This is a genomic window from Rathayibacter sp. AC182 (assembly GCF_979253875.1).
This window is the reverse complement of record NZ_CEEDEK010000005.1, coordinates 765,380-780,832: the sequence shown is the minus strand read 5'-3', so window position 1 is coordinate 780,832 and position 15,453 is coordinate 765,380. Positions and strand designations below refer to the sequence as shown.

Genomic DNA, 15,453 nt, shown 5'->3' with positions numbered 1-15,453 from the left:
CGCACCCTCGAGCAGGTCGCCCGCGGGCGTCTGCAGCGGCACCGGCTCCGGCCTCTCGACCGGGCTCGCGATCGGCACGACGACGCCCTCGGCGCTCGGAGCGCAGGATCGCGTCCATCACCTCGAGCACGTGCAGGGCGAGGCGTCCGGAGGCGCGCTCGGGGCGGTCGTGCCGCAGGGCGTCGGCGAGATCCGCCAGCCCCACGCCGCGGCCCGTGCCGATGACTCCGGCCGAGTCCTCCAGTGCCGTCCACTCGGGCTCGTCGCGCAGCGACACCTCGACGGGGTCCGAGAAGTGGTTCGGATCGGGCACCGCGAGCGTGCCCGTGGTGCCGTAGACCTCGAAGAGCGGACTGCGGGTGCGCCAGACCTCGAAGCTCACGGTGAGCGTCGTCGTCGCTCCGCTCGCGTGCTCGAGCAGCGCGCTGATGTGGGTGTCGACCGCGACCGGCAGCGGCGTGCCGGTGAGCGGACCCGACTCGATCGAGCGGGCGCGGTCCGAGCGCGTCGCGACTCCCGAGACCCGGGTGACCGCGCCGAAGAAGTGCACCAGCGAGCTCAGGTAGTACGGGCCCATGTCGAGCAGCGGTCCGCCGCCCGGCTGGTAGTAGAAGGCGGGGCCGGGTGCCAGCGCTCGTGCCCCGGCGCCGACCAGTGCACTTGCGCGGCGATCGGCGTGCCGATGAGTCCGGAGTCGAGAGCCCGGCGCGCGGTCTGGATCCCGGTGCCGAGCACGGTGTCGGGCGCGCTGGCGACCCGCAGGCCCAGTCGCTCCGCGAGGTCGAGCAGCGGAGCCGCCTCCACCGCGTCCAGGCCCAGCGGCTTCTCGGCGAACACGTGCTTGCCGGCCTCGAGCGCCCGGGTGCCGATCTCGACGTGCGCCGCCGGGATCGTGAGGTTGAGCACGCAGTCGACCTCGGGATCGGCGAGCAGCTCGTCGACGCTCAGGGCGCGGACGCCGTGCTCGGCCGCGACGGCGCGCGCCCGGTCGAGGTCGAGATCGGCCACCGCGACCAGGCGCAGCTGCGGGAAGGTCGGCAGGTTCGCGAGGTACTGCTCGCTGATCTTGCCGACGCCGATGATGCCGACCTTCAACGCGACGCCCACAGCAGGCCCCTCTCGATGATGGTGCGGACGTTCGGGTCCTCGAGCACCTCGACGCGGTGCCCCGGCGTCGAGACGAAGATCCGCCCGGCGCCCCACTGGCGGGTCCAGATCGCGGGCGAGGTGATCAGGCGGGTCCACGGGTCCCACTCCCGCACCTCCTGCGTCGTGGTGGCGAGCACGTCGAGGTAGTCGTCGTGCAGCACCCAGTACTGCTCGGTGACCAGGTCGAAGTCCGAGAGCCCCTGCGTGATCGGGTGCTCGGCCGCCGCCTCGGTCAGCGTGATGCGGTGCGGGCGGTAGTTGTCGGCCTGCTCGCCGGTCAGCTCGCTCGGGTGCTTGCCCGGGTGCGCCGCGAACTGCCCGCCGATCAGCTGCAGGTAGTCCGCGCTGCTCCGGAACGAGTCGGCGATGCCGCCGTGCCAGCCGGCGAGGCCCGTGCCCGCCTCGACCGCGGCGCGCAGCCCTGCGACCTCGGCGGCCTCGATCGTGCTCATGGTCATCGACTGCACGATCAGGTCGACGGTGGGCAGGTAGTCGGCGTCGGCGTAGACGGCGGTCGACTCCTCGATCCGCACGTCGAAGCCGTGGGCCTCGAGGTGCGGGACGAAGAGCTCGGTCGCCTCGACGGGCTGATGCCCGTCCCATCCGCCGCGCACGATCAGCGCGCTCCTGCGGGATCGATCGGAGGTCATGGGTGTCCTTTCGTGGAGGGTCATCGACCGGCCAGGCTTCCGCCGATGCCGCCGACGCTGAAGTGCTTGTTGAGGAAGACGAACAGGATGATCGGCGGGAGCATCATGACGACGGCCACCGCCATCACCGGACCCCAGTCGGTCGCATTCTGCTGGAAGAAGCTCTGCAGGCCCACCGGCAGCGTGTAGTTGCTGTCGGCGCGGAGGAACACGACCGCGATCAGGTAGTCGTTCCAGGCGAGCAGGAACGAGAAGATCGCCGTCGAGAGCAGCCCAGGGAGGGAGTTGCGCAGCACGATCCGGGTGAACGAGCCGAACAGGCTCGCTCCGTCGATCCAGGCGGCCTCCTCGAGTGCGATGGGGATGGAGTCGTAGTAGGCCGCCATCATCCAGATCGCCACCGACATCGATGCCGCCGACGTAGACGACGGTGACGCCCGCGAGCGTGTCGACGAGGCCGAGGTTCGCGAAGAGGATGAACAGCGGGATGATCGCGGTCACGACCGGCAGCGACTGCACGACGAAGAGCAGCAGCGAGTAGCCCGAGACGAGGCGGTTGCGCGCCCGGCTGAGCACGTAGCCGGCCGGAGCCGCCACGGCGACCGAGACGACGACCGTCACGAGCGTGATCACCAGGCTGTTCGCGAGCCAGGTCGCCACGCTGGAGCGGCTGAACACCAGCTCGAAGTTCTCGAGCGTGAACGAGGCGGTGGACGTCGAGCCGAGCGACGGCTGCGTCGACAGCACGAACACGGCGGCGATCGGAGCGAGGACCAGCAGCGTGAGCACGAGCATCACGGTGAAGCGGAGCCAGCGGCCCCGGTCCTCGCGGTCGCGGTGCGGGCGGCCCCGGTCCGGGCGGCTCTGCGGCGAGCGGCCCTGCGCGGGCGAGGGGCGGGCGGCCAGGGCGGTCATTCGACGTCCACCTTCCGGATCTGGCGGTACAGGACGACCGAGACGACGACGAGCACGGCCGTCATCAGGAACGCGATGGCGACGCCCGGTCCGGTCTGGAAGTTCTGGAAGACCATCTGGTAGGCGAGCACCACGAGCGAGGTCGTCGCGTTCACCGGTCCGCCCCCGGTCAGGAGGAAGATCGTCGGGAAGTCGTTGACGCAGAAGATCGTCATCAGGATCCACGAGATGTACGTGGTGCGGGCGATCAGCGGCATCGTGATCAGCCGGAACGACTGCCAGGGCGTCGCTCCGTCGACCTTCGCCGCCTCGTAGACGTTGGTGTCGACCGCGGCGAGGGCGGACGAGATCATCATCATCATGAAGGGGAAGCTCACCCACACCTTGAACACGCAGACCGTGATCTGGGCGAGGGTCGGGTCGGCGAGGAAGAGCACGTCGCCGAAGCCGAGGGCCTTCGCGAGCACGGGCAGCGGGCTCTGCGGAGTGGCGACGAGCCAGTTCCAGGACGTCGCCGACACCACGACCGGCACGATCCACGGCATCAGCAGCAGCACCTTGAACAGCCCGCCGGCCGGGATCCGCGTGCGCAGCAGCAGGGCGAGCCCGAGCCCGACCAGCCAACTGCCGAAGACGCCCACCAGCGTGAAGGTCACCGTGAAGCCGACGGCCTGGGCGAACGCGGGCGACGTGAGCACGTCGACGTAGTTCTTCCTCGCCGACGAACGGTCCCGCGTCGATCAGACTGCCGTCGCGCAGCGACTGCACGAACGCGTAGACCACCGGATAGACGTTGATCAGCACCAGGAGGAAGACCGAGGGCAGCGCGAACGCGAGCAGCGTCAGCGTGCGGGCGGTGAGCACCGGGCGGCGCCGGGAGCCGGCGGGCGCGGGGGTGCGGCGGGGTCCGCCTCCCGACACGCCCACTCCGCGCCGCGCGTTCGCCAGGCCGCCGGCCCGCGCCGCCTCGGCGGACGGGCCGCCGACGAGGACGGGGGTCGACTCGCTCACGACGTCAGCGTCTTCTGCAGCGCGGTCAGCGCCTCCGTGGGGGAGGAGGAGCCGGACAGCAGCGCCTGCGCGAAGTCGGTCATGGGCTTGGTGCTGCCGACGAGCGTGACGTCGGCGAAGAGCGCGTCGTTGCCGGGCGCGGCCCACGTCCGGCTGATCGGCTGCCAGACGTCGATGGCCTTGGAGGCGTTGGCGTCGGCGCGGAACTCGGGGGTCTCGGCGATCGACTTCAGCACGGGCAGTCCGATGCCCGTGCCCTCCGTCCAGAGCGGGGCCATGTTCTGGTAGTAGTACGTCAGGAACGCCTCCGAGCCCTCCTGGCTGGGGGTGTTCGTGTACATCATGATGTTGTTCGGGAAGTAGAGCGCCCCCTTCGTGCCGGCGGCGCTCACGAGCGGATCGCCGACCACGACGTCCTCGAGCAGGTCTCCGCCCAGCTGGTAGGCGAGGCCCGATCCCTCGAAGCCCATGGCGTTCTTGCGCGCCTTCCACTGCGAGTACATGTTGGTCGTCGAGTAGCCCGCGGCGCCCGGATCGATGTAGCCCTTGGCGAGCATCTCGGCCACGAACTCCATCGCCTCGACGTTGGCGGGGGTGGCCGCGTTGGGCTTGCGCTCCTCGTCGAAGAGGCCGCCGCCGTTGTTGATCATCAGGCCGACGAGCATCTGCGCGCCGTTGCTCTGCGGACCGGCCGAGATCGCGGAATCCGTAGACGTCGTTCTTCTTCAGCGCCTCGCACGCGTCGAGGTAGGACTGCCAGTCGGTCGGCGGCTCGACGCCGGCCTCCTCGAGCAGCGACTTCGAGTGCCAGAGCACGCGCATGTCGAGGTTGTAGGGGACGGCCGCGTAGCCGTCGGGCGTCTTCATCGTGTCGAGCACGCCCGGGAGGAAGTCGTCGTAGAGGCCGGTGCCCTTCCAGCTCTCGAGCAGGTCGTCGGCATAGGCGATGGCGCCCTGCTCGGCGAACTGGAACGCCTGGGTGCCGCTGCCGCTGCTGACGGCGGGTCCGGTCTTCGAGGCGATCGCCGAGGCGAAGGTGGCGGTGAAGTTCGACCACTGCACGGCCTGGTAGCGGACCGCGGGCAGGCCGTCGGCGGGCGTGTACGACGTGGCGATCTTCGTGTCGAGCGGCGTGTACTCCGAGCCTCCTCCACGGCATGTTCCAGAAGTCGAGGGTGGAGCCGCCGCCGCTTCCTCCGGGGGAGGCTGCAGGCGGCGAGGCCCGCGACCGCGGCGGCGGCGCCGAGGCCGCCGAGCAGGGTTCTGCGGGAGAGGAAGGAGGAGGGGGTGTTCGGGGTCACGGGCTGACCTCTCTGCGATGGCGTCGCGTTCGACAGTGAACAAGTTGCGCAATCCCTGGAGCGTCTCCGGTTGATCGCATGCCCATAGTGCGGGGCCAATATTGCTTCCGCAAGAACATATTAGCCGGAAGTTGCGCAAGCGCACGCTGCTACGGTGTGGGCATGACGAGCAGCGGAGCCGTGGCGCGGAAGCCGACGATGGCCCAGATCGCCGAGGCGGCCGGCACCAGCGTCCCCACGGTCTCGAAGGTGCTCAACGGCGGAACGGACGTCTCGGACGCGACGCGCAGCCGCGTGATGGAGGCCGCGCACTGCCTCGGCTACCGGCGCGTCTCGAAGCTGCGTGCCGGGGGCGAGACCCGGCACGCCCCGCGCATCATCGACGTCGTCGTCGGGCACCTCGACGGCACCTGGATCAGCCGAGTGCTGGCCGGCATCGAGGAGACGGCGGCCGCCTCCGGAGTCGATCTCGTGCTCACCGTGGCCCGCCGCGACAGCGACTGGATCAGCAGGCTCCTGCGCCGCCCGTCCCTCGGCGCGATCGTGGTGCTCGTCGACACCACCTCGGCGCAGCTGAACCTGCTGACCACCGCCGACATCCCGGTCGTCGTGGTCGACCCGATCAGCCGCCCGCCGCTGGACGTCGCGAGCATCGGAGCGACCAACTGGAACGGCGGCAGGATGGCCGCCGAGCACCTCCTCGCTCTCGGCCACCGCCGCTTCGCGATCATCGGCGGCACCCGCACCCACCTCTACAGCAGCGCCCGCATCGACGGCTTCACCAGCGCCCTGCGCGAGGCGGGCCTCGACGTGCCGCGCGACCGGATCCTGCACTGCGACTGGGACCGCCGCCGGGCCAGCGCCGCCGCGGCGACCCTCCTGGCCGCGTCCTCGCGCCCCTCCGCGGTGTTCGCCTGCTCCGGACATCATGGGCCTCGGCGTGTACGACGCGGCCCAGGAGCTCGGCCTGGGGATCCCCGGGGACCTCAGCGTGGTCGGCTTCGACGACGTGCGCGAGTCGGCCTGGGCCGCTCCACCGATGACCACCGTGCACCAGCCGATCGCCGACATGGGCGCCGCGGCGTTCCGGATGCTCCTGCAGGCGCACCAGTCGGCCGTGCCTCTGTCGCCGAGCACCCGCGCGACGCGCATCGAGGCTCGGGACGCGTCTGATCGAGCGGGCGTCGACCCGGCGGGTGTGACGGGGCGCGACCGGACGTGATCCGGGGACTGCGCGGGCTCGCGTGGCCCGTTCCGCGCCGACTCGCGGGCGCCGGGCGTCTGTCCAGTGGTCGCGATCCGGGCTCTGCGGAAGCTCCGTGGCCCGTTCCGCGTCCAGTCGCGGTCGGCGGGTTCGTCCAGTGGACGCGACCCGGGCTCTGCGCGGCCTCGGGGGCCCGTTTCGCGTCGGCTGGCGGTCGGCGGGCGTGACGAGTGGTCGCGTTACGGGGTGTGCGCGGCCTCCGAAGCCCGTCCTGCTCCGCTCCGGAGGAATCAGCTCGTGGCGCGGGCGGGCCTCGCGTGCTCCCCGTGGGCGTGGTCCGCCGAGGCGAGGCGGTGGTGGCGGGGCGAGGAGTCGACCGAGTGCTCGGCCTGGGAGATCGCGTCGGTCACCAGCTGCCGGGCGTGCTCGTCGACGAGCCGGTAGAAGACGCGGGTGCCGTCGTGGCGGGTGGTGACCATGCGGGCCAGGCGGAGCTTCGCGAGGTGCTGCGGACACGGCGGTCGGCGACTTGTCGACCAGCGCCGCGAGCTCGGTGACCGAGCGCTCGCCGTCGCGCAGCGCGAGGATGATGCGCACGCGGGTGGCGTCGGCGAGCATCGCGAACACCTCGACGGCGAGTTCGACGTACTGGCCGTCGTGGTCGGCCGGGGTGCGGTCTTCGTCCATGCGCCGATCCTTTCACGGGCGTCGCGTCGGAGCGGGTCGGGGCACTCAAAACCTGCACGCCTGCGCAGGTATAGGGTGAAGGCGTCCGATGTCAGGAGTCCTCCGTGCTGTCCGTCCTGCGCTCCCGCGCCTACCGGTCGCTGTTCGCCGCGCAGGCGATCGCGCTGATCGGCACCGGCCTGCTGACCGTCGCGCTGGGCCTCCTCGCCTACGACCTGGCCGGCGCGCAGGCGGGAGCGGTCCTCGGCACGGCTCTGACGATCAAGATGGTCGCCTACGTCGGGGTCGCTCCCGTGATCGCGGCGCTCGTGCACCGGCTGCCGAAGAAGGTCGTCCTCGTCGGCGCCGACCTGATCCGCGCCGCCGTCGCCCTGTCGCTGCCGTTCCTGACGGACGTGTGGCAGATCTACATCCTCGTGTTCGTCCTCCAGGCCGCGTCCGCGGCGTTCACGCCCGCAGTTCCAGTCGCTCATCCCGGTGGTGCTCCGGGATGAGCGGGAGTACACGAAGGCGCTCTCCCTCTCGCGTCTCGCCTACGACCTCGGAGGCGCTGGTCAGCCCGATCCTCGCGGCGGTCCTGCTGACGGTGATCAGCTCCAGCAGCCTCTTCCTGGGCACCGTCATCGGATTCCTCTGCTCTGCGATCCTCGTCCTGACCACACCACTCCCCAGCCGCCCCGAGGTCGCCGCCCCCGGGAACCTGTGGCAGCGCACCACCGCGGGGGTGCGCGTGTTCGCCCGCACCCCGTCGCTGCGCTTCCTGATGGGACTGAACCTGACCGTCGGCGCCGCGACCGCCCTCGTGCTGGTCGACACCGTCGTCTACGCCCGCGACGTGTTCGCGCTCGACGACTCCAGCCTCGCGCTCGCGCTCGCCTGCTACGGCGGCGGCTCCCTCCTCGTCGCTCTCAACGTCCCGCGGCTGATCGAGCGGTACGGCGATCGGAGGGTCATGCTCGGCGGCAGCGACTTCGCGCTCACCGGCCTCACCCTTGCCGTCGCGATGACCCTCCTGTCCGTGATGTGGGCGGGCGCCTGGTGGCTGCTGCTGGCGACATGGGCGGTCCTCGGCGCGGGGAACTCGCTGATCGGCACTCCGTCGTCGCGGCTGCTGATGCGTGCGGCGACGGAGCAGAACCGCAGCGCGGTCTACACCGCGCAGTTCTCCTCTCCCACGCCTGCTTCCTGATCACCTACCCGCTCGCCGGCTGGATCGGCGCCGTCAGCCTGACCGCCGCCGCGGTCGCGCTCCTGGCTCTCGCCCTGGTCGGCGCCGTCCTCGCCCGCCGCTCCTGGCCCGCCCGGCTGCCGACGGAGCAGGCCGCCGCGCTGCAGCCGACCTCTGCGCGGAGCAGGCCGTGACCGCCGTCGCGCAGACCAGCGCGGCGCGCAGGCTGCGGCGGCACTGGTTCTGGGTCGCGATCCTCGTCGGCATCCTGATCGGACTCCTGATCACGGGCGGACCGTGGTCGCCCCGCCCCGTCGGCGGATCCAGCGCCGAGGCCGGCTTCGCCCGCGACATGCAGACCCACCACCTGCAGGGCGCCGAGATGGCGTTGCTGATCCGCGACCGGACCGAGGATGAGGAGTGCGGTACCTGGCGACCGATCTGCTCCTCACCCAGCAGCAGCAGTCCGGGCAGCTGTTCGGCTGGCTCACCGGCTGGGGCCTCCCGCAGGCCTCCACCGGAGAGGCCGTGGAGTGGATGATCGCACCCCTGGAGGGCGGCGGTCACGACCAGATGCCCGACCACGGCACGAGCGCGGGCGGATCGATGCTCATGCCGGGGCTGGTGACGCCCGCGCAGATCGCCGAGCTCACCGCCGCGACCGGAGCCGACGCCGACGCGCTGTTCTTGGAGCTGATGATCACCCACCACGAGGGCGCCCTGACGATGTCGGACGCCGTACTCGAGCGCGGGGAGGACCTGATGGTCCTCACCTTCGCCGACGTGATCTCCACCTCGCAGCGGCGTGAGATCGCGCAGATGCTGCGCATGCTCGCCGCCCGCCGATCCTGACCTGTCCTGCTGTCGGTCCTGCGAGGGGCGGGTGCGGCGTCACCGCCAGGCGCTGCGGCGCAGCAGTCGGAGCCCGTTCAGCGCGACGATCACCGTGGAGCCCTCGTGGCCGGCGACCGCCAGCGGCAGGGGGAGTGTCGCGATCAGATCCCAGGTCACCAGGACGGTGATGAAGGTGCCCGCGATGATCAGATTCGCGACCACGTAGCGGTGCGCGCGGCGCGAGAGGGCGATCACCTTCGGGATCACGGTCAGATCGTCCCGGATGATCACCGCGTCGGCGGTGTCCAAGGCGAGGTCGGATCCGTGGCGGCCCATCGTCGTGCGCCCGTGCTCGCCGAGGCGAGGGCGGGCGCGTCGTTGACGCCGTCGCCGACGAGCAGGACCGGGATGCCGCGCTCCTCGAGCTCGCGCACCGTCGCGGCCTTGTCGGCGGGCAGCAGCCGTGCGCACCTCGGCGATGCCGGTGCGGCCGGCGATGTCCGCGGCCGTGCGCTCGTTGTCCCCGATCAGCAGATGCACGGGCTCGCTCGTCAGCGCGGCGGTCTGCGCGACGGCGCTCGCCGCGTCCGGGCGCAGGGCGTCCTCGAGCGTCACCGTGCCCACCGTCGCCCCGTCGACGACGACGTCCACGACCGTCCCCAGGATCTCCGGATGCTCCGCCGACTGCACGACGCGCACCGGCACTCCGTCGACGACACCCTCGACGCCCCGGCCGGCAGCGCCCGGAAGTCCGCGGCGGGAGGAGCCGGTCCGGCCGCGCGGACGAGCGCCGCCCCGAGAGGGTGCTCGCTGTGCTGCTCGACGGCCGCGGCCCAGCGCAGTACCTCCGCCTCCGGTGATGCCGGGGGCGGGCGAGATGCGGCGGACGACGGGCGCGCCCTCGGTCGAGGGTGCCCGTCTTGTCGAACGCGACGAGACGGGTTCACCGAGGCGCTCCCGACGAGTCGCCGACGGCGAGGCACGTCGGACGACCCGCGTTCGCGATCGCGGCGAGCAGCGGAGGCGATCGTCGACAGCGACCACCGCGCAGGGGGAGGCGACGATCCGTGAAGGTGATCGCCCGCAGCGGCGCGTCGCGGAATCGTCGCCCAGCGCCAGCGGCGAGGTGCGAAGACGAGCAGCGTCGCCGCGACCACGCCGAGGTAGCGCTGTCTCCACCTTCTCGATGAACATCGCCGCCGGGCGAGCTTCGTCTCGGACGCCTCCACCACCAGCGTCACCACGCGGGCGATCACGGAGTCGCCCGCCGCGCGCTCGATCCGGACCGAGAGGGCGCCCGTGCCGTTCACGGTTCCCGACAGCACCGGATCACCGGGACCCCGGCGCACCGGCACCGATTCTCCGGTCATGGCGGCCTGGTCGACCTCGCTGACCCCGTCGACCACGACACCGTCGCCGCCGATCCGCTCGCCCGGGCGCACGAGGATCAGGTCGCCGACGACGAGCTGCGCGGTGGGGACGGTCTCGACGTCGTCGCCGTCGTCCGTCCGGAGCAGCCGGGTCGCCCGCTCCGGCGCGAGCGTGAGCAGGCTCGACACCGAGTCGGCCGTGCGCTGGGTCACGAGGGCCTCGAGCGCGCCGCTGGTCGCGAAGATCACGATGAGCAGCGCTCCGTCGAACACCTGGCCGATGGAGGCGGCCGCGATCGCGGCGACGATCATCAGCAGATCGACGTCGAGCACCTTCTCGCGGAGTGCGGTGAGACCGGCCCACGCCGGCTCCCATCCGCCCGCGATGTAGCAGGCGAGGTACAGCGTCCACCACACCGGCGCCGGGAGCCCTGCCAGCTGCAGCGGCCAGGCGACGAGGAACAGCAGCAGCGCGAGGGCCGCCCAGCGCACCTCCGGGAGTCGCACGCCGGTGACGAGGATCGACGGCGGCTTCGCGAGCACGCGACCGCCCTCGCGCACGCGGGCCTCGGTGACCGCGCTCATGCGGGGACCTCCGCGCGGTGGTGGTGGTGCGTGCCGGCCGGAGCGTGCTCGACCTGGAGGACGGCGCCGCGCACGGGCCGCACCCGGGTCGGGTAGGGGAGCAGTGCGGACACCGCGCCGGCCGGCCCCGCGTGGACGCTCCGAGACGAGCAGGCCCCTGTCCGCGTATCTACATACATGCGCAGATTCTCGCACGGAGTCACGGCGACGGGCAGTGTCGCCGGGGGCACGGCAAGGGCCCCGCGAGTGGGGGACTCGAGCGGGGCCCAGGGCCCGCGAGGGGAACGCGATGCCGTCCATGAGTGTATGCGCAGGAAGCGGGGCTCGGCGAGGAGGACGGCCGTCACGCGCCCTCTGCGAGTCGTCGCGTTCCGGGCTTCAGGCGCGAGTCGGAGCCCGATCCGCGTCCTCTCGCGGGCGGCGGCTACGAGGGAGGGACGCGTTCCGGGGTCTGCGGGGGAGTCGGACCCGGTTCCGCATCGGATCGCAGAGGGCCACCCGTGCGCGGCGGTGTCACTCCGTCCGCGCTCCGCGCCCTCAGACGAGGATCGCCAGTGCCGTCGAGGCGATCCCGAGCACGACACCCGCCGCGACGAGGATCAGCCCGGTGAACCGCAGGGCCCGCACCGCGTCGCTCCAGCGGTGCACGCGGATCCGCTCCGGATCCTCCTCGCGGTAGTACACCTCGCGCTGATCGGACTCGAGCGGAGCGAGAGGATCGTCGGCGACGAGGGGTCGCGACCGCACCTCGCCGGCGCGCGACACCCAATGCAGGGCGCGGGGCGGTCCCTCCTCGAGGTACGCGGTGGTCGGCCACCAGCGGCCGTCGACCAGCAGCGCGACGAAGGCCGCGAGCAGGAACAGCACGCCGAGGGGGAGTGCGACGAGGGAGAGGCTCGAGGATCGTCTCCAGCATGCGCCGCCTCTCCGTCCCGGTCCGATCTCGAGGGTACCGAGGGCGCGGGGGTCCTGGCCGGGAAGTCGTCGGCCCGGCTGTCAGTGCTGGTGCTCGTCCTCCCAGCGAGGGAACGGGTCGTCGAGGGAGTCCCAGAGCGCGGGCCCGGCGAGGAGCTCGTCCGAGGTGAGCAGGCAGCCGTGCAGCACGCGGTCCAGCTCGCCGACGTCGAGGTCGCAGCCGAAGAACACGAGCTCCTGCCCGAGGGGCGCGTCGGCGTCCCAGCTGCGGATCGACGTCGGATCGAGGGCCAGGACGTCGCCGGCGATCGACCAGGACGCCACGCGGTCGGCGCGGCTCGCCAAGCGCGCGAGGCCGCGCGAGCGGAGGATCCGCCCGACCCGCGAGGCGACGAAGTCGGAGGAGACGGCGGCGTTCAGCCGCTCGGGGTGGAAGGGCAGGGGGTCGCGGAAGACGTGGGTGGTCACCGATCCCGTCTCCGTCGCAGCGACGCCGCGGAGCGCGCGCTGCCAGCCGAGGTCCGACGCCGGGCGGTGCGCACGCTGCGGCGTGAGGATCGCGCGCCGCCGGCGGTGCTGGTCGAGCTCGTCGACCCGGAGGACGCTCGGCCCCCGGCGACAGCGCCGCGAGAGGTCGCGGGCCTGCGCGGCTGCGTCTCCGTTCGTTCCGCGGTCGTCGGTGAGGACCACGAGGGTCGCGAACTCGAGCCTGCCCGCGAGCGTCTCGGCCGCGTCCCACTCGTGCGGGCTCTGCGGAGTGCGCTCGCCGGAGGGTGCCGAGCAGCACTCGGGACACCTCCGCGACCGAGGTGACCGCGACCACGTCGAGGACGCCGATCCGGGTGTCGCCCGGGTGCCTCCTCCGCAGGAGGTGCTCGAGGACGAGGGCGACCTCCATCGGGTCGGCCGCCGGGTCGAACGCGACGACCGTCACTCCGCTCTCGCCGTCATCGGCCTGTCGAGCGAGCTCGGCGGCGAGCCCGACGGCGAACTCGCCGCTGTCGGACTCCGGGACATCGAGCACGAAGCTCTCGACGGCCGCCGCACCGGACAGCCGTTTCGCGATCCTCGCGCTGTCGTGGGCGTCGGAGGCGCTGACCAGCGTCACGGCGAGGGCGGGCGAGGCGGTGCGTCGGGAACGAGGACTCCATGGTCCGCTACCTAACGAGAATTGTTATCAATAAGACAGGAGTACTCGTGAAGGTCCGCAACTCACTGAAGTCGATGAAGGGCATGCCGGGATCGCAGATCGTGCGCCGCCGCGGTCGGGTCTTCGTCATCAACAAGCTGGAACCCGCGATTCAAGGCCCGCCAGGGCTGAGGCCGGGAACGACGAAGGGCGCCGTCCCGTGACGGCGCCCTTCGTGCGGGACGGCTCAGTGCTCGTCGTAGTGCCCGGCGTGAGCGGCGTGCTTGTGACCGTCGTGCACGAAGTCGACGTGGTCGTCGTGCGGGACGCTCTCGTGACCGCAGGAGTCGCCGTGCTCGTGGTCCGCGGCGGAGTGCTCGGCCTCGGCCTCGTGCTCGTCGTAGTGGTCGCCGTGCAGGGCGTGGTGGTGGGTGCCGTGCGCGTAGTCGATGTGATCGCCGTGCTGAACGGCCTGGTGGCCGCAGGAGTCGCCGTGCCGGTGCTCGGTGACGGCGTGCTCGGCGTGGATCTCGGTGGTGCTCATGGTGCGGCCTCTCGTGCTGTCGATGACGTGGTCGACGCCGGATCGGGGCACGGCGTCTCCGATCACCTCACCAGATGCATAAACAAATTGCAATACATCTGCACAGTTGAGACCGATGATCATGATCGTCTCGGTGGGCGGGTCTCGATACCGCCGCTGCGGCTACTCGACCAGCAGGGTCCCGCTGTGCGGCTACTCGACCAGTAGGGGTCCCCTGTGCGTGCTACTCGACGAGCAGGGTCGCCCCTGCGGGGCTGCTCGACCCGCGAGGGGGCACACCTGCTGATCGAGTAGCCCGCGCAGCGAGGCGTATCGAGATCCCCGGATCGAGGACTCCTCAACCCTCCAGGGCGTGCCGGACGGCGTCGTCGACGATGTGCGTGACGTGCGTGTCGGCGACGGCGTAGGTGCGCCTCCCGACCGATCCGCTCGACCGCGACGAGCCCCGCCGACCGCAGGGTGCGCAGGTGCTGCGACACCAGTGGCTGCGAGAGCCCGGTCCGCTCGGCGAGGCCCCCACCGTCGACCGCTCCTCTCCAGCTCGCGCAGCAGCGCGACGGGAGGCCGAGGACAGCACCTTGAACAGCTCGGCGGCCGGCTCAGATCCTCTGCCATGTGCTCATACAAGCAGACGTGCAGGGGTCGCGCGGTCACTGCGGTCAGCCGCCCTCACTGCCGCGACGCGGCGGCTCGTCCGCCGGCGAGTGGCCGCTCCCGCCCCGCGACGCCGCGGCACGTGCGTGCCGGAGGTAGCGGTCCGCGACCGCGTTCCTGCGGCGGTCGAGGCGCCCGCTCGGGGTCTCGACGAGATCGTGGAGGCCCATCGTGAGGAGGTGGTCGGCGCGCGGTGCGCTGGTGTGGCGCCACGTCCACTCGTACATGTCGAAGAGGGGCCACCAGGTGTAGCCGACGACGTCCGTGCCTTCCTCCCGCAGCTCGTGCAGTGCGGCGACGGACTCGTCGAGCCAGGTGATCCGCTCGTCCACCGACCCGGTGACGCAGGTTTCGGTCAGCATCACCGGGGCGCCGTACCGCTCGGCCCAGGTGCGCAGGACCTCCTTCAGTCCCTCCGCGCCGGCGTCCTTGTAGGGGCGCGGATCGGCGAAGCCGCCGCTGTGGTGCACGCCCGGCTCGAACACCTCCGTCGAGTGCAGGGGGTAGTAGTTGACTCCCATGACGTCGGGGTGGACCGGGTTCGAGCGGAACCAGTCGAGCAGGGCGTCGTCCACACCGCCCTGCTCGAGGTGGCGGAGGAGCGGGTGCTGCGGCCCGACGCCGCCCGTCACGAGGTCCTCGACGAGGAAGACCTGATGGCGCAGACGCGCGACGGTGTCACGGTGCTCGAGGCGAGGACACCGCACCGGGTAGCGGACTCCCGCGTCGACGTGCACGAACGTCGCGCGGGATCCGAGGGTCGTCGCAATCGCGCGCTGCGTCTTGACGAAGCCCTGCGCGAGCGCGGAGGCGATCCTCGCCATGCCGGTCGCGCCGGAGAGGTACGGGGGCCAGTACGCGTACTCGCCCGAGAACAGGGCGTGGATCACGGGCTCGTTGACGGGGGTGTAGTCCGTCGCGAGGTCGCCGTAGCGCTCGGCGAAGCGCTGCGCGTATTCGGCGACGTGGTCCGGGTAGTCCGGGTGGGCGAACTGGTCCTCGAGCCACAGCGGGGTGCCGTAGTGGAGCAGGTCGATCACCGGACGCAGGCCGAGCTCGGCGAAGCGGTCGAGCGCTCCGTCGACCCAGTTCCAGTCCCACCGGCCGCGCTCGGCGGCGACCCTGTGCCAGGGCACTCCCCAGCGCACGAACTCCGCACCGACCTCGGCGGCGAGCCGCAGGTCGGTCGGGTACTGCTCGTAGTGCTGCGTCAGCTCGTACTCGTCGATCGGCCGCTCCCCGGGCCGTGCCTGCGGGACGAAGGTGTCCTCGATGCCGAGTCCGAAGTGCAGGGTGCCGTCGGCGTACCAGGTCATGGGGTCCTCGTCGTGGGTCGG

Annotated in this window: 17 protein-coding genes and 5 pseudogenes; 8 read left to right on the top strand and 14 right to left on the bottom strand. The window is 71.7% G+C overall.

All coding sequences use genetic code 11. The features are described 5' to 3' along the window. Window positions 1-24: 24 nt before the first annotated feature. The 6 genes and pseudogenes from AC0CII_RS14850 to AC0CII_RS14825 all read right to left on the bottom strand — a co-directional run. Window positions 25-1,107, bottom strand: a pseudogene (locus AC0CII_RS14850) (Gfo/Idh/MocA family protein); the annotation flags it as partial. Continuing rightward, window positions 1,092-1,799, bottom strand: coding sequence for a ThuA domain-containing protein (locus tag AC0CII_RS14845; RefSeq protein ID WP_465227243.1), 708 nt, complete (start codon window positions 1,797-1,799; stop codon window positions 1,092-1,094). The pseudogene AC0CII_RS14850 and the gene AC0CII_RS14845, both read right to left, overlap by 16 nt. A 20-nt stretch (window positions 1,800-1,819) precedes the next feature. After that, window positions 1,820-2,185, bottom strand: a complete 366-nt coding sequence (locus tag AC0CII_RS14840) for a carbohydrate ABC transporter permease (RefSeq protein WP_465230932.1) — start codon at window positions 2,183-2,185, stop codon at window positions 1,820-1,822. 525 nt (window positions 2,186-2,710) lie between these two features. Further along, window positions 2,711-3,412: a carbohydrate ABC transporter permease gene (locus tag AC0CII_RS14835; protein WP_465229900.1), complete on the bottom strand. Its 702-nt coding sequence runs from the start codon at window positions 3,410-3,412 to the stop codon at window positions 2,711-2,713. 309 nt (window positions 3,413-3,721) lie between these two features. Beyond that, window positions 3,722-4,390 (bottom strand): type 2 periplasmic-binding domain-containing protein, encoded by a 669-nt coding sequence (locus AC0CII_RS14830; protein ID WP_465229899.1) that lies wholly within the window; start codon window positions 4,388-4,390, stop codon window positions 3,722-3,724. Between the two features lie 100 nt (window positions 4,391-4,490). After that, window positions 4,491-4,787, bottom strand: a pseudogene (locus AC0CII_RS14825) (extracellular solute-binding protein); the annotation flags it as partial. Between the two features lie 317 nt (window positions 4,788-5,104). Between AC0CII_RS14825 and AC0CII_RS14820 the strand changes: the two are divergent. Together AC0CII_RS14820 and AC0CII_RS14815 are read left to right on the top strand one after the other, a co-directional pair. Further along, a pseudogene (locus tag AC0CII_RS14820) lies at window positions 5,105-5,944 on the top strand (LacI family DNA-binding transcriptional regulator); the annotation flags it as partial. A gap of 10 nt (window positions 5,945-5,954) precedes the next feature. Next, on the top strand, window positions 5,955-6,248 hold the full coding sequence (locus AC0CII_RS14815) for a substrate-binding domain-containing protein (RefSeq protein ID WP_465229898.1): 294 nt from the start codon (window positions 5,955-5,957) through the stop codon (window positions 6,246-6,248). A gap of 272 nt (window positions 6,249-6,520) precedes the next feature. Here the strand turns inward: AC0CII_RS14815 and AC0CII_RS14810 are convergent. Further along, window positions 6,521-6,917: pseudogene (locus AC0CII_RS14810) on the bottom strand (ArsR/SmtB family transcription factor). Between the two features lie 104 nt (window positions 6,918-7,021). Between AC0CII_RS14810 and AC0CII_RS14805 the strand changes: the two are divergent. From AC0CII_RS14805 to AC0CII_RS14790, 4 genes are all read left to right on the top strand, one after another. Next, window positions 7,022-7,411 (top strand): hypothetical protein, encoded by a 390-nt coding sequence (locus AC0CII_RS14805; protein WP_465229897.1) that lies wholly within the window; start codon window positions 7,022-7,024, stop codon window positions 7,409-7,411. Continuing rightward, on the top strand, window positions 7,408-8,106 hold the full coding sequence (locus AC0CII_RS14800) for an MFS transporter (protein WP_465229896.1): 699 nt from the start codon (window positions 7,408-7,410) through the stop codon (window positions 8,104-8,106). The genes AC0CII_RS14805 and AC0CII_RS14800 overlap by 4 nt, the downstream gene beginning before the upstream one ends. 169 nt (window positions 8,107-8,275) lie before the next feature. Then, window positions 8,276-8,626: a hypothetical protein gene (locus tag AC0CII_RS14795; protein ID WP_465229895.1), complete on the top strand. Its 351-nt coding sequence runs from the start codon at window positions 8,276-8,278 to the stop codon at window positions 8,624-8,626. Then, on the top strand, window positions 8,515-8,937 hold the full coding sequence (locus AC0CII_RS14790) for a DUF305 domain-containing protein (RefSeq protein WP_465230931.1): 423 nt from the start codon (window positions 8,515-8,517) through the stop codon (window positions 8,935-8,937). Before AC0CII_RS14795 ends, AC0CII_RS14790 begins: the two co-directional genes overlap by 112 nt. 39 nt (window positions 8,938-8,976) lie before the next feature. Here the strand turns inward: AC0CII_RS14790 and AC0CII_RS14785 are convergent, their stop codons facing one another. The 4 genes from AC0CII_RS14785 to AC0CII_RS14770 all read right to left on the bottom strand — a co-directional run bounded on the left by AC0CII_RS14785 (window position 8,977) and on the right by AC0CII_RS14770 (window position 12,479). Further along, a complete protein-coding gene (locus tag AC0CII_RS14785) occupies window positions 8,977-9,570 on the bottom strand; it encodes a hypothetical protein (RefSeq protein ID WP_465229894.1) in 594 nt (197 codons plus the stop codon). Further along, a complete protein-coding gene (locus tag AC0CII_RS14780; RefSeq protein WP_465229893.1) occupies window positions 9,531-10,874 on the bottom strand; it encodes a P-type ATPase actuator domain-containing protein in 1,344 nt (447 codons plus the stop codon). The genes AC0CII_RS14785 and AC0CII_RS14780 overlap by 40 nt, the downstream gene beginning before the upstream one ends. A 537-nt stretch (window positions 10,875-11,411) precedes the next feature. After that, window positions 11,412-11,741, bottom strand: coding sequence for a hypothetical protein (locus AC0CII_RS14775; protein ID WP_465229892.1), 330 nt, complete (start codon window positions 11,739-11,741; stop codon window positions 11,412-11,414). Between the two features lie 129 nt (window positions 11,742-11,870). After that, window positions 11,871-12,479, bottom strand: coding sequence for a GTP-binding protein (locus AC0CII_RS14770; RefSeq protein ID WP_465229891.1), 609 nt, complete (start codon window positions 12,477-12,479; stop codon window positions 11,871-11,873). Between AC0CII_RS14770 and AC0CII_RS14765 the strand changes: the two genes are divergently transcribed. Continuing rightward, window positions 12,469-12,954: a hypothetical protein gene (locus AC0CII_RS14765; protein WP_465229890.1), complete on the top strand. Its 486-nt coding sequence runs from the start codon at window positions 12,469-12,471 to the stop codon at window positions 12,952-12,954. The two genes, AC0CII_RS14770 and AC0CII_RS14765, sit on opposite strands and share 11 nt — an antisense overlap. A gap of 32 nt (window positions 12,955-12,986) precedes the next feature. Then, window positions 12,987-13,110: pseudogene (ykgO, locus tag AC0CII_RS14760) on the top strand (type B 50S ribosomal protein L36). A 55-nt stretch (window positions 13,111-13,165) separates the two neighbouring features. Here the strand turns inward: ykgO and AC0CII_RS14755 are convergent. From AC0CII_RS14755 to AC0CII_RS14745, 3 genes are all read right to left on the bottom strand, one after another. Continuing rightward, entirely contained in the window at window positions 13,166-13,513 is a 348-nt protein-coding gene (locus AC0CII_RS14755; RefSeq protein ID WP_465229889.1) for a hypothetical protein, read from the bottom strand. A gap of 68 nt (window positions 13,514-13,581) precedes the next feature. Beyond that, window positions 13,582-13,941, bottom strand: a complete 360-nt coding sequence (locus tag AC0CII_RS14750) for a hypothetical protein (RefSeq protein WP_465229888.1) — start codon at window positions 13,939-13,941, stop codon at window positions 13,582-13,584. 180 nt (window positions 13,942-14,121) lie between these two features. After that, window positions 14,122-15,432, bottom strand: coding sequence for a family 1 glycosylhydrolase (locus tag AC0CII_RS14745; protein WP_465229887.1), 1,311 nt, complete (start codon window positions 15,430-15,432; stop codon window positions 14,122-14,124). Window positions 15,433-15,453 lie beyond the last annotated feature (21 nt).